At 24.0% G+C, this 14,276-nt stretch carries 14 protein-coding genes and 3 tRNA genes; all 17 read left to right on the forward strand.

What is annotated here, in order from left to right; translation table 4 throughout:
- Positions 1-2: 2 nt before the first annotated feature.
- On the forward strand, positions 3-998 hold the full coding sequence (locus EXC65_RS00520) for an NAD(P)H-dependent glycerol-3-phosphate dehydrogenase (protein ID WP_232018817.1): 996 nt from the start codon (positions 3-5) through the stop codon (positions 996-998).
- Between the two features lie 2 nt (positions 999-1,000).
- Entirely contained in the window at positions 1,001-1,432 is a 432-nt protein-coding gene (gene smpB, locus EXC65_RS00525) for an SsrA-binding protein (RefSeq protein ID WP_129719556.1), read from the forward strand.
- Between the two features lie 20 nt (positions 1,433-1,452).
- Positions 1,453-1,803, forward strand: a complete 351-nt coding sequence (locus tag EXC65_RS00530; protein WP_232018818.1) for a YigZ family protein — start codon at positions 1,453-1,455, stop codon at positions 1,801-1,803.
- 55 nt (positions 1,804-1,858) lie between these two features.
- Complete coding sequence (locus EXC65_RS00535; protein ID WP_129719558.1) at positions 1,859-2,662, forward strand: energy-coupling factor transporter ATPase; 804 nt, start codon at positions 1,859-1,861, stop codon at positions 2,660-2,662.
- Positions 2,653-3,558: an ATP-binding cassette domain-containing protein gene (locus tag EXC65_RS00540; RefSeq protein WP_129719559.1), complete on the forward strand. Its 906-nt coding sequence runs from the start codon at positions 2,653-2,655 to the stop codon at positions 3,556-3,558. The genes EXC65_RS00535 and EXC65_RS00540 overlap by 10 nt, the downstream gene beginning before the upstream one ends.
- Positions 3,558-4,484 carry an energy-coupling factor transporter transmembrane component T family protein gene (locus EXC65_RS00545; protein WP_129719560.1) on the forward strand — a complete coding sequence of 309 codons (927 nt, stop codon included), beginning with the start codon at positions 3,558-3,560 and terminating at the stop codon, positions 4,482-4,484. Before EXC65_RS00540 ends, EXC65_RS00545 begins: the two co-directional genes overlap by 1 nt.
- The gene (gene ligA / locus EXC65_RS00550; RefSeq protein WP_129719562.1) at positions 4,454-6,469 is read left to right on the forward strand and encodes an NAD-dependent DNA ligase LigA; all 2,016 of its coding nucleotides are present in this window, start codon (positions 4,454-4,456) and stop codon (positions 6,467-6,469) included. Before EXC65_RS00545 ends, ligA begins: the two co-directional genes overlap by 31 nt.
- 52 nt (positions 6,470-6,521) lie before the next feature.
- A tRNA-Tyr gene (locus EXC65_RS00555) sits at positions 6,522-6,605 on the forward strand.
- Positions 6,606-6,608: 3 nt separating this feature from the next.
- Positions 6,609-6,683: transfer RNA gene (locus tag EXC65_RS00560), tRNA-Gln, on the forward strand.
- Positions 6,684-6,823: 140 nt separating this feature from the next.
- A complete protein-coding gene (locus EXC65_RS00565) occupies positions 6,824-8,944 on the forward strand; it encodes an ATP-dependent Clp protease ATP-binding subunit (RefSeq protein WP_456299292.1) in 2,121 nt (706 codons plus the stop codon).
- An 85-nt stretch (positions 8,945-9,029) separates the two neighbouring features.
- A complete protein-coding gene (locus EXC65_RS00570; protein ID WP_165001310.1) occupies positions 9,030-9,224 on the forward strand; it encodes a hypothetical protein in 195 nt (64 codons plus the stop codon).
- Positions 9,225-9,624: 400 nt separating this feature from the next.
- A complete protein-coding gene (locus tag EXC65_RS00575) occupies positions 9,625-9,930 on the forward strand; it encodes a hypothetical protein (protein WP_129719566.1) in 306 nt (101 codons plus the stop codon).
- A 131-nt stretch (positions 9,931-10,061) separates the two neighbouring features.
- Positions 10,062-10,718: a hypothetical protein gene (locus EXC65_RS00580; protein ID WP_129719568.1), complete on the forward strand. Its 657-nt coding sequence runs from the start codon at positions 10,062-10,064 to the stop codon at positions 10,716-10,718.
- Positions 10,719-10,742: 24 nt separating this feature from the next.
- Positions 10,743-11,285, forward strand: coding sequence for a LemA family protein (locus EXC65_RS00585; protein WP_129719570.1), 543 nt, complete (start codon positions 10,743-10,745; stop codon positions 11,283-11,285).
- Between the two features lie 408 nt (positions 11,286-11,693).
- Entirely contained in the window at positions 11,694-13,406 is a 1,713-nt protein-coding gene (locus EXC65_RS00590; RefSeq protein WP_129719571.1) for an MAG1210 family protein, read from the forward strand.
- Positions 13,407-13,445: 39 nt separating this feature from the next.
- On the forward strand, positions 13,446-14,105 hold the full coding sequence (locus EXC65_RS00595; protein ID WP_129719572.1) for a LemA family protein: 660 nt from the start codon (positions 13,446-13,448) through the stop codon (positions 14,103-14,105).
- Positions 14,106-14,162: 57 nt separating this feature from the next.
- Positions 14,163-14,249: transfer RNA gene (locus tag EXC65_RS00600), tRNA-Leu, on the forward strand.
- Positions 14,250-14,276 lie beyond the last annotated feature (27 nt).

Below are 14,276 nucleotides of genomic sequence, written 5' to 3' on the forward strand. Positions count from 1 at the left end.
ATGTGGAAAATAAATTTGCAATTATAGGCTCAGGCGCAATGGCTACAGCAATGGCTAAAGTTATATATGATTCAGGCTATAAAAACATTATCGTTTATGGTATTAATGAAAAAGAGCTTGCTGATTTAAATAAAGGTCAAAATTTAAAATATTTCCCAAAAGAAAGAAATATCCCACATTTAAATACAACTTTAGACTTAAACAAAGCTATAACTTATGCTAATTATATTGTTTTAGCTCTACCTTCTAAAATTATAGATGTTGTTTTTGAAAAAATTTTAACGGAGATAACCAAACCAACTGTAATTATTAATTGTTCAAAAGGGTTTTATCCAAATAAAAACATTTCGCTTCAACAAGGACTAAAGGAAAAATCAAAAGAAAATAAAAATATTATTTCTGTAGTATCGCTTTTAGGACCTTCGCATGCTGAAGAAATTGTGAGAGAACAATTTACAATTGTAACATTAGTAAGTGATAACTTAGAAGAGAGTAAAAAACTTCAACCATTTTTTAATAATAAATATTTTAAGACTTATTTACAAAGCGATGAAATTGGTGCTGAAGTTGGTAGTGTTTACAAAAATATTTTAGCTATTGCTTCAGGGATGATGTTTGCTGCAGGTTATGGAATAAATACTATTGCTGCCTTTTTGACAAGAGGTTTTGCAGAAGCTAAAAAATTTAATGAATTTTTAGGTGGTAAAAATAAAACCTTAATGGGTCTCACAGGGATGGGTGATTTAATAGTTACAGCACTTAGTCCATTATCTAGAAATTACACTTTTGGTTATGAATTTATTAAAAATCAGTTGACAATCGAAGAAAACAAAACAACTGTTGAAGGTTTAACAGGAATTAATGTTGTTAAAAAAATAGCAGATCATAATAATTTAAGCTTACCAATAGTTTTTGCACTTTATGAAATTATTTATTTAAAAACACCAATTAGTGAAATAATTGAAAAAATTTGAAATAGACCACTCAAGGAAGAGTAATAATGGCTTTTGTTATTGCAAAAAATAAAAGTGCTAATTTTAACTATGAAATTTATGAAAAATTTGAATGTGGAATAGTTTTGTTTGGCTGGGAAGTTAAATCTCTTAGAGCTAAAAAAATAAATCTTTCAAATTCTTTTGCATCATTTAAAAAGCATGAATTATTTTTAGTAAATGCTCATATATCTTTATACATGAGTGTTAAAGGCGAAGAAACAAGATCAAGAAAACTTTTGATGCATAAAAATCAATTGTTAAGAATTAGTTTGAAACAAAAACAACAAGGTTACACTTTAATCCCATTAGATATTTATTTTAACAATAAAAATAAAATCAAATTAACTTTAGCATTAGCTAAAGGAAAGAACAAAGCAGATAAAAGGGAAAGTGAAAAAAAACAACAAGCTAAAAAAGAGCTAAAACAATATTATTAAAATTATTTTTTAATTTTGCCATGAAACTAATGAAAAAAACTGTTGTTTATGAAGTGAATAAATCAAAATTTATTCCTTATTTTTTCAACATTGAAACTGTTGAAGAAATTAATTCTATTATACAAAAAATAAAAAAAGAGCATAAAAAAGCTAGGCACATTTGTTATGCTTATATTATCAATGAGCAAAAAATGGGTTTTTTTGATGATGGTGAACCCAGAGGCACAGCTGGCAAACCATTATTATGTTTTTTACAATTAAAAAAACAAATGAATTCTTTAATTATAGTTGTACGTTATTTTGGAGGGACTAAATTAGGCGCTGGTAAACTTTTGCGTTCTTATGTTAAAGCAGCATCTTTAATTATTTAGTAATTACAAATAAACTAAATAAAAATAAATATAATTAATGTATAATTTTAAAATTATGATAAAACTCAAAAATATTTCTTTTTCTTACAAAAATGCAGATGATGGTAAGTTAGCCTTAAATAATATAACAATAACTTTTCCAAAAAATAAATATATTGCTATTTTAGGACATAATGGTTCAGGTAAATCCACATTATCTAAGGTTTTAGCTGGTATTTACAAACCTTTTGCAGGTGAAGTTTATATTGATAATGTTTTAATGTCGAAAGAAACCTTGGCTGAAGTTAGAAAAAATATTGGGATTATTTTTCAAAATCCAGACAATCAATTTGTAGGAGCTACAGTTGAAGATGATATAGCTTTCGGTTTAGAAAATAGAGCCGTTGATCCTTCAAAGATGAAAGACATAATTTTTTCATTGGCAAAAAAAATTGACATGTTTGAACATCTTGAAAGAGAACCACAAAATCTTTCAGGGGGAATGAAACAAAGAGTTGCAATTGCTTCAATTTTAGCTTTAGATCCAAAAATTATTATTTTTGATGAAGTTACTTCAATGCTAGATCCAAAAGGAAAAACAGATGTTTTAAATATTATTAGAGATATTAAAAATTTAAAAACTAAAACATTGATTTCTATTACACACAATATGGATGAAGCTATTTTAGCAGATGAATTAATTGTTATGGCAAAAGGTCAAGTTATAGCTCAAGGCTCACCAAAAGAAATTTTAAAAAATAAAGAAATAATTGAAAAAGCCAGAATTGATTCACCTTTTGTTTATAAACTCTCTAGTTTAATAGAAGGCATTGAACCAACATATGATGAAGAGGAATTGCTTGAAAAAATATGCAAATAAAAGTTAGTGATTTAGTAAAAATTTATGATAAAGATTTACCAACCAAATTTAATGCTTTAAATAAAGTGTCTACAACCATTTCACAAGGAGAATTTATTTCGATAATTGGTCAAACTGGAAGTGGGAAAACTACATTTATTGAGCATATGAACGGTTTGATTCTTCCTGATGGTGGAAAAATAGAATATTTTTATGTTGATTATAATAAAAAAACTAAACAAAATGAAGATTCTTATTTAATTATTAAAAAACCTTTATTTTTTCAAAAAAAAATTAAGAAAATTAAAGCAATAAGAAAAAGAATTGGTGTTGTTTTTCAGTTTGCTGAGTATCAATTATTTGAACAAACCATTGAAAAAGATATAATTTTTGGTGCTTTATCAATGGGCGTTCCAAAAGATGAAGCTTTAAAAAGAGCAAAAGAGGTTATAAAATTAGTTGGATTAAATGAAGACTTCTTACAACAATCACCTTTTGATTTATCAGGTGGGCAAAAAAGGCGTGTTGCAATAGCTGGGATTTTAGCTATGAATCCTGATGTCATTTTTTTTGATGAACCTACAGCTGGACTAGATCCTGCAGGTATTAATGAAACACTTGAAATTTTTTATAATTTATACAAACAAGGAAAAACAATAATAATTGCAACTCATGATTTAGATAATGCATTAACATGAACAAAAAGAACTATTGTTTTTAAAAAAGGAAGAATTATCAGAGATGATGATACATACAATGTATTAAGTGATAATAAATTTTTAATAGAAAATAAAATGGAGCCTACAAAATTAATGTCTTTTATAGACAAATTAAAAAAAAGAGGACTTCCTGTACCAAAAGTTGTAACACAAAAAGAATTAGCAAATTGAATAAATCACTATAGAAAGGAAAAATAATGACAATAAGCGTTGGAAAATATGTGCATAAAAATACTTTTTTGCATAAATTAGACCCTAGAGTTAAATTATTATTTAATATTCTATTTATAGTTTTATTTTTTATTATTAGTCATTTATTTACATTTTTTCTAATTATTTTACCAATTTTAATTTTATATGTTTGTATAACTAAAAAACCATTAAGTTTGCTTAAAATGATTAAAGTTCCGCTTTTTATTTTTGTTTTTATGTCAGTTTTTTATAGTTTTATATCAGATATTCCAGATGAAAAATGAAAGACATTTGATTATTGAAGATTGGGATTTCAATATTTAAAAAAAGACGAGATTGAACCTTGATTTAAAAAAGAATGAATTAATTTGGAAAAAATAGGTTTTGTCTATACTACTGCTAAATTTACGAAAGTTTTTTCACTTTCCCTTAGAATTTATACAATGTTAATTATTACAACATTACTTATTTATACAACTAAGCCAATTTTATTAACTAAAGCAATTGAAGATATTATGTCTCCTTTGAAATTATTAAGAATTAATACTTCTATTATTGCTATGATTATATCAATTGCTATAAGATTTATTCCTACATTATTACTTGAAACAAATAGAATTCTCAAAGCTCAAGCTTCTAGAGGTGTTGATTTTAAAAATGGAAAAATTAAAGATAAGGTTAAATCAATGGTTTCTTTAACTATTCCACTGTTTGTTTTATCTTTTGCTAGAGCTGATGATTTAGCAAACGCTATGGAAGTAAGGGGTTATTCATCATATGCGAAAAGAACAAAATATCGAACATTAAGATTAAAGTGATTTGATTTTCTTTTTATAATTGGATTTATACTTTTAGTTGTTGTAGCATTTTTAATTGAATATGATGTAATTTTTTTACCTAAATGATGACTTTTATCATCACAAAGGATTTAACAATGAAAGAAAATGAGCAAAAAATAAAAGAAAAGATAGTTGATTTAAGAAAAAAAATTATCTATCATGATTCGTTATATTTTGAAAAAAACATTTCTGAAATTTCAGATTATGAATATGACAAACTTTTTAAGTTATTACAAAAACTTGAACATAATTATTACTATCTTTTTAGTCAAGAAGAAAATGATAATTCACCTACTCAAAGAGTTGCTCCATTAAATATCAGTGTTTTTAAAAAAGAAAAACATAGTCAATCAATGTTATCTTTGAATAAAGCTTATTCATTTGAAGAGTTAGAAAAATTTTCAAATGATGCTCAAGCAATGAAACAAGATGGAAATATTGAATTTTATATAGAACCTAAAATTGATGGAATGTCAATTGCTATTTATTATGAAAATGGTAATTTAATAAAAGCATTAACAAGAGGTAATGGGATTGAAGGTGAAGATATAACAGAAAATGTTTTAAAAATGTCTTCAAATTTTATAAATAAAAAAATTAACTATATGCTACCACTTGAAATAAGGGGCGAAATTTTTTTGTCCAAAACTGATTTTGAAAAATTAAAATCTAAATCAAACAATATTTTAGCCAATCCAAGAAATGCAACTGCAGGAATTTTAAGAAGAAAAAAAGATTTAAATAATGAAATTAGTTATTTGAGTGCTTTTTTTTATCAAGTTATTAATCCTTTTTCTCATAATCTTTTAACTCATGATAAAACTATTGATTTTTTAAAAGAAAACAACTTTTCAGTTAATGATTTAGGTCTTAAAACTAAAAGTATTTCAAAAGCATATAAACATATTGAAAAGATTATGAATTTAAAAAATACTCTTGACTATGAAATAGATGGTTGTGTAGTAAAAATAAATGATTTTGATTTATTTAATAAATTAGGTGTAACTTCTAAATTTCCAAAAGGAGCAATTGCTTTTAAATTTTATGATGAAATTGTAAATACTAAATTAATAGGTATTGATTATCAAATTGGAAGAACAGGAAAATTAGCGTATATTGCAAAACTTGAACCTGTTATTCTGAATGGTACAAAGGTTTCGAAAGCTTATTTGCATAATTATCAAAATATTATTAATCTAAAAATAAATCTAAATGAAGAAGTGCAAATAAAAAAAGCTGGAGAAATAATACCACAAGTCATTGGTACAACTAAAAAATTTAGTGAAAGTAACATAGAAATTTTAGTTAACTGTCCATTTTGTGGACAAAAAATTCATACTACCGATAAGGAGCAATTTTGTTTAAATGAAAATTGCATTCCTATTATTTTAAATAAAATATTACATTTTTTTTCAAAAGAAGCAATAAATGTTGAGACATTATCTAAAAAAACAGTTGAATCTTTATATAAAAATAAAATAATTTTTTCAGCTTATGATATTTTTAATTTGAAAAACAAATTAAAAGAATTAAGTGAAATAGGCTTTAGGCAAAAATCAGCACAAAAACTTTTAAAAGCAATCGAAGTTTCAAAAAAAACAACAATTGCAAAATTTATCTATGGTTTAGGAATAAAAAATGTTGGTTTAAGAAATGCTAAGCTTTTAGCTAATGAAATAAACACTATTGATGAGTTTATTAATTATGATTATAATAAATTGTTAAATATAAAAAATTTAGGACCAATTATTGTTGAACAAATCCAACTTTATTTAAAAAATGAAAATAATATTTCTTTTTTAAATAAATTAAAAAATATTGATTTTATTTTTGAGCAAAAACAACAAAACAATAATTTAATTTTTAAAGATAAAGTCTTTGTTATTACAGGAACATTAACTAAACCGAGAAATTATTTTAAAAAAATAATTGAAGAAAATGGAGGAAAAATTTCTTCTAGTATTAGTGCCAACACTAATTATTTATTATTAGGAGAAAACCCAGGTAGTAAATATACAAAAGCAAAAGAATTAAAAATAAACATTCTTACTGAAGAAGATTTTCTAAAATTATTATAAAAAAAATTTTTTTTTTATAAAAAATAATGTATAATATTTTTGCTTTCTTTGTGGGGGGGTAGCGAAGCGGCCAAACGCGGGTGGCTGTAACCCACTTCCTAACGGTTCGGGGGTTCGAATCCCTCCCCCCCCACCATTTTGCCCCATGGCCAAGCGGTAAGGCAGCGGTTTTTGGTGCCGCGATGCGTTAGTTCGAATCTAACTGGGGCAGCCATATCAAATAATATGATCTATTTAAGATGGAATTCACTCCATCTTTTTTTCTTGCTTTTTTATATTTTTGGCACTCTTAACATTAAAGTGCCAAAAATATGTTATAATATGCATATTAAATAATTTAAGTGAGGTAAAAATATGAATATGGAATTTAAAGAAAACAAAAACCCTTTAGAACAATTTGGGAAAAATTTAACTAAATTAGCTATGGAAAATAAGCTGGATCCTGTTATTAATAGAGATGAGGAAATCAGAAGAATAATAACTATTTTATCAAGAAAAAACAAAAACAATCCAATCTTAATAGGTGAACCTGGAGTAGGTAAAACTGCGATAATTGAAGGTTTGGCCAGAAAAATTGTAGAAGGTCAAGTGCCTGAGAATTTAAAAAAGAAAGAAATATGAGAAATTGATTTATCTTCTATTGTTGCTGGTGCTTCATATTTAGGACAATTTGAAGATAGATTTAAAAAAGTTTTAAAACAAGTAGAAGAATCAAATGGCGGAATATTAATTTTTATTGATGAAATTCATCTTTTAATAGGTGCTGGAAAAGCTAATGATAATGCGATGGATGCAGCCAATATTATTAAACCGATGATGGCGCGAGGTCAAATTAAACTTATAGGCGCTACAACATATGATGAATATAAAAAATATATTGAAAAAGATTCAGCACTCGAAAGAAGAATGCAAAAAATAGTTGTTAATGAACCTAGTGTTAACGATACAATTACTATTTTAAGAGGGCTTAAAGAAAGAATTGAAAATTTTCATGGTGTTAAAATTTTAGATGAAGCTATCATTGCTGCCGCGAATTTATCTTCAAGATATATAACTGATCGTTTTTTACCAGATAAAGCAATTGATCTAATTGATGAGGCAAGTTCTAATATAAAAGTGGAAATGAATTATAAACCAGAGATTTTAGAAAAATTACAGCATACATTAGCTAAACTAGAAATGGAAAAATTTTCACTTGATTCAGAGAAAAATCAAAATAACAAAGAAAAAATAGAAAAACTAAATAATGAAATCAACAATCTAAAAAAAGAAATAGTTGAAAATGAAAAACTTTTTAATAATCAAAAAACACTAAATCAAAAAATTGTTAATAACAAAAAAGAAATTGATAAGCTAAATAATAATTTTAAAATTTTCCAAGAAGAAGGAGATTATAAAAAAGCGTCAGAAATTTTATATAATCAAATACCTAAATTACAACTAGAAAATAAAGAGTTAGAAAAACAATTAAATCAAAGTCAAAGTTTTACAAATGAAGAAGTAAATCAAGAAGAAATTGCAAAAGTAGTTTCTAAGTGAACGAAAATTCCTATTACTAAATTAGTTGAAGCTGAAAAAACTAAAATTTTAAATTTATATGATAAATTAAAATCTAAAATAAAAGGTCAAGATGAAGCCTTAGAACTAGTTTATAACGCTATATTAAGATCAAAAGCAAATATAAATGATCCCAATAAACCAATTGCATCATTTATATTTGCTGGTTCAACAGGGGTTGGTAAAACAGAATTGGCACGTAGTTTAGCAAATTATCTTTTTGATTCTGAAAAAGATTTAGTGCGTTTAGATATGTCGGAGTACATGGAAAAGCATTCTATTTCTAAATTAATTGGTTCTCCTCCAGGTTATGTAGGTTATGAACAAGGTGGATATTTAACAGAAAAAATTAGACAAAAACCTTATTCAATAGTTTTATTTGATGAAATAGAAAAAGCTCATCCAGATATTGTAAATATATTATTGCAAATTTTAGATAATGGTTTTGTAACAGATTCAAGAGGAAAAGTAATTAATTTTAGAAATACTATTATCATTTTAACAACTAATATTGCATCTGAAAAAATATTAAAAAATCCTAATATTTCATTAGAAAAAATAAGAGAAGAAATGCTAAAATTCTTTAGACCAGAATTTTTAAATAGAGTTGAAGAAATTATAAAATTTAATCCTTTAAATGATGAAGTATTAAAAGAAATCATTAATTTAGAATTACAAAAATTGGCAACTAGAATTAAAAATCAACAAAATATTTCTTTGCTTTGAGATGATGAAATAATTAATTTCATTTTAAAAAGTAATGACTACAAACAATTTGGTGCTAGGCCTTTTAAAAATTTTATTAAAAAAGTTATTGAAACTTATTTAGCAGATAAAATTATTAAAAAAGAAATCGAATCCAAAAATAAGATTCAAATTTTTGTTAATAAAAATAAAATTGATTTTATAAAAAAATAATTTAGACAAAAAAAATTTAAATTTTTTTGTCTTTTTATTTTTTGCAATAAAATAAACATTGAAAATATTGTTATAATTTAAAAAAATGTTGTTGGAGAAAAATAAATGTGAGCCAATATATAATTGAGTTGATGAATATAAAAATAAATTTGAACAATTACATAGTGATAATATAGAAAAAAAAATTAATGAATTATTAAAAGAAGCAAATATCAATTTAAATGATAATGTCAAAAAAACAAAATTTCAAAAAAAGGATGAAATAAAATACGATTATTAAGACGAATTAAAAAGTTTTTATTTAAAGTTTCTATAATTTTAATTATTATAGATTTATTTTTTATTATTGGTTTGTCCTTAAAAAAATTTAAAAATCAAAAGTTCTTTATTAGTGCAATTATATTGGTTGTAATTTGTTCTATTTTAATTATTATTTTTTGGATTTGTTCACGTAAATGTAAAAAAAGAGTGATAAAATTTTTTTAATAACTCAAGAAATAGACAAAGAATTAAAAAATGAACAATTAAGATTCAATGCATTAATAGAAAATTATTCACCACATGAACTTTTTAAAGAAACATTTACATTTTTAAAATTTGATGACTATTTTTCAGCTAAAAAATTAGGGTATTTAAGAGAAAGATTTGGTTTTAATTTTGACCATCTTCTTGATCTTGATGTGACCACTTCAAAATTATTTACAGGTGATGTGAACGGAAATCCTTTTATTGTTTTAGAAAAATTAAATCAAGAATTATCAAGTAAAACATATTATGGTTCAACAGATGTTACATATCGAAAAAAAGATGAAAAAATTACAGAAACTTTGTCAGCATCAATAACAAAATCATATCCCATTTTTGGAACTAAAAAATATATATTATTCGCTAGTGATGCAGCACCAAATTTAACTTTCTTTAAGAAAGCTAATTCATCTCTTTGATTTTATGATAAATCTTCTTATAAAGAAAGCAAAAAAAATTAAATGATTTTGCAAAAAAACATTCAAATTTTATACCTCTTGCAAATGATAAATTTGAACTTTCATTTCCAGCTTGAAATAGAAATAACGAAATAGAATATAGACTTTTATTCACACCAATAGCACAAAAAAATATGTTTGATTTAATAAAAAACAGTTATGATTCTTTTGGTGATAATTTTGATTTTAATAAAAACAAAAAATGAAATTTAATTACATCAAGTAAATTTGAAGAAATTAATTTTCATTTACCACAAATTTTTTTGTATACTGATTATAACATCGCAAAAGCAAAATGAAATTTTATTATTCATAACAGTGAATATTTTAGACTTTGATATTTTGCTTTTGCACCAATATTTTCAATTCCTTTATATCAACATAACAAAACTTTTGAGTATATTTATGATATTAAGCACAATGATAATTATAGTTATTTTGAGCATGAATCAATCATGAATGATTTAAAAGATAAAATTTTTAAAAAAAGTTCTACAAAAGTAAATAAAATTATTAAGACAAAATTTATTTCTAGTAAAGATAAATATACTGACATTATTGAAGCAACATCATATGGTTATAAATTAGAAAAAGCTATTGAATATGTAACTAGAAAAGCAGGAAATGGTAAATATTATGATGTTGAAATTGAGTGGGACAAGTTTACACCAATTGTTGAAACAGTAAAACTTGAAATTACAGAGTTAGAACATTATAAAAAAAATAATAACATTCAAACAAAAATATCTAATATTTTAATAGCAAAAAATTTTGTTGTTAAAATATTATAAAAAGATTAATATTTGGAGAATATTATGAAAAATCAAATAAATCAATTGGATTCAAATAATATAAACAATAATGGAAAACAAATTCATGTGATTAACAAAACATTGTCTGTTAAAGTTTCAAAAGGTACGATTATTTTTTTTAATTGAATACTTTGGTTTTTATTTATCATTCCGGGTATTATTTTTCTAACAAAAAAAATAAAAGCGAAAAAAGAATTAGATTGACTACAACAAAACATTCAGCGTCATACATCGCTAATAGATAATTTCCTCGAACAAAAATACAATATTTTAGAAAATGTGTCAAAACTTCTTGAAAAAGCAATAAATCTAGATAAGGAAATTATAGAAAGTGTTACTAGTTATAGATATAGTGATAAAAATATCGATAAAAATGAAATGTTAAATAATCTTGAAAATTTGGGTCAACAAATGAATTTAACATTTGAAAAATATCCGGAATTAAAAGCGCATAAAACAATAATTAATGCAATGCAACAAAATAGCTATTTACAACAAGAAATTACAGCTGCATGTCAACTATATAATGACATAATATATGAATAAAACATTGCTATTTTTGAATACCCAACTAAAAAAATGTTGCTGCCAAAAATAATTACACTACAATAGTTCCTTTTATTGTTTCAAAAATAGTTAAAGAAAAAGTAAACTATTTTTAAAACAATGTTTATATTTTGATAAATTGATTTTCAATGTTTTTAATTTTATCTTTATTTTAAAAGTTTAAACATAAGATATAAATTAGAAAAATAAATAGTTTTAAATTAGCAAAGTATTTTTATTTAAATAGAGTAAAAATGCAAACACAATATATAAATATGATAATACTGTATTTTATAAAAACATAAAGAAAATTTTGTGATTTTTTTATTTTTGTTTTCGTAATAAAATAAAAATAAAAAATATTGTTATAATTAAAAATAAAAATAATTTTTATAAAAAGAAGGGAAAATGGAAGAACAAATATTTAATTGAGTTGAAGAATATAAAAATAAATTTCAAAAATTACATGATGATAATGTAAAAAATAAATTTGATGAATTATTAAAAAAATCTAATGTTGATTTACATGAAAATATCAAAAAAAATCAAAATTTAGAAAATACAAAAAATAGTTATAATTCAAAAAAAACTATTAAAACTTTTTTATTTGTAGGCTTTATATTTTTCGGAGTTATAGCGCTGTTATCTATTCTTGGTTTAGTTTTAAAAATAATACAAACAAAAACTTCTTTTGCAATTGCAATTACATTAGTTGTAATTTGTAGTATTTTAAGTATTCTTTGTTTAGTTTATATGTTTATATTCAAAAATACTTTGGCAACACTTGATCAAAAAATTCAGCAATTAGAAAGTGAATTATGAAATGATACAGAGCCACTTAATGCACTTTTAGAAAATAATTTACCGCATGATTTATTTAAAAAAACATTTAAATTTTTAAAATTTGACAATTATTTTTCTGCTGAAAAATTAGGTTATTTAAAACAAAGATTTGATTTTGATTTTGATCATTTTCATGATATTGATACATCAACTTTAAAAACATATACAGGTGAAATTAAAGGGAATCCTTTTATTGTTTTAGAAAATTTAAATCATAAATTATCTAGCAAAACATACACTGGTAAAAAGATAGTGTCATATCGTTCAAATAATAAAGTGATTAAAGAAACTTTAATAGCAACAGTGACAAAACCATATCCACTTTTTCGAAGTAAAAAATATATATTATTTGCTAGCGATGCAGCACCAAATTTAAGTTTTTTCAAGCCAGCAAATTATGCTCATGAAAAAATAGCTACAAATTCTAAATCTTTTTATAAAAAAAGTAGAAAAGAATTTGATGCTTTTATAAAACAAAATCCAAATTTTACACCTTTTGCTAATGATGAATTTGAATTTTTATTTAAAGCTTGAAATAGAAATAATGGTGTAGAATATCGACTTTTATTTACAGCCTTAGCACAACAAAGCATGTCTGAATTAATAAAAGATACAACAGTTGGTTTTGGTGATGATTTTAGTTTTGATAAACATAAAAAATGGAATTTAGTTACAGCAGATCATTTAAGAAACATTGATTTTCATTTACCAAAAGGCTTTTTTCATGACTACAATATTGAAAGAGCTAAAGAAAACTTTATTAATCACAACAATCAGCATTTTAAACACTTGTATTTTGGTTTTGCTCCTATATTTTCAATTCCTTTATATCAACAAAATAAAACTTTTGAGTATATTTATGATATTAAGCACAATGATAATTATAGTTATTTTGAGCATGAATCAATCATGAATGATTTAAAAGATAAAATTTTTAATAAAAGTTCTAAATTAGTAAATAAAATTATTAAGACAAAATTTATTTCTAGTGATAATGAATATAGCGACTTAATCGAAGCAACATCATATGGTTATGATTGAAAAATAAAAGTTGATTATGTACCTACAATGGCGGGTAATGGTAGAATTTATAATGTTCCTGTTAAATGAGATGAATTTACACCTATTGTTGAAACAGCAACACTTGAAGTTCAAGCTTTAGAATTAAATGAAAAAAATGAGAACTATCAAGAAAAATTACAAAATCTTTTAAAAGATCCCGAAAATTTCAAAAAAATGCTATTATTAAACCGTTTTCTTGTTAAAATTATAAAATAGTATATAAATAAACACATTAATAAAATATTGGAGAATATTATGGCAAACGAATTAAATGAATTAGATACAACCACTGTCAACAATGAAGGTAGACAAGTTCATGTTATTAATAAAGTTTTACCAGTTGAAGTTTCAAAAGGTACAATTATTTTCTTTGACTGAGTACTTTGATTCTTATTTATAATTCCAGGTATTATTTTTTTAATTAAAAAAATGAATGCTAAAAAGGAATTAGATCAATTACAACAAAAAATTCAGCATCATGCATCACAAATAGACAATTTTTCTGAACAAAGATATAACATTTTAGAAAATGCATCAAGAATTGTAGAAAAATCAATTAATTTAGATAAAGAAGTTATGCTAAGTGTTGCTGCATATAGAAGCGGAGCAAAAAGCACTAATAGAAATGAAATGTTAAATAATCTTGATAATTTAGGACGTCAAATGGCTTTAACATTTGAAGCATATCCAGAATTAAAATCACAAGCTACAATAGCTGATGCAATGCAACAAAATAGCTATTTACAAAGAGAAATTACAGCTGCACGTGAGTTATACAATGATGCTGTATATCAATGAAATAGCAGTATTTTTGAATGACCAACTAAAAAAATGGTAGCAGCTAAAAATAAATACACTACAAGAATTCCTTTTATTGCCTCCAAAGAAGTAAGAGAAAAAGTACATTATTTTTAAAAAACAAAATAATTAACACAAAAATAACAAAATAATTGTATAATTATTTTTTGTTATGCTCAGGTGGTGAAATAGGCAGACACGCTAGATTGAGGTTCTAGTGCTGGAAACAGCTTACGGGTTCAAGTCCCGTTCTGAGCACCATATACTTAAAAAAAGTACCAAATGTAA

This window comes from Mesomycoplasma neurolyticum (assembly GCF_900660485.1).
GTDB classification, from domain to species: Bacteria; Bacillota_I; Bacilli_A; order Mycoplasmatales; family Metamycoplasmataceae; genus Mesomycoplasma_A; species Mesomycoplasma_A neurolyticum.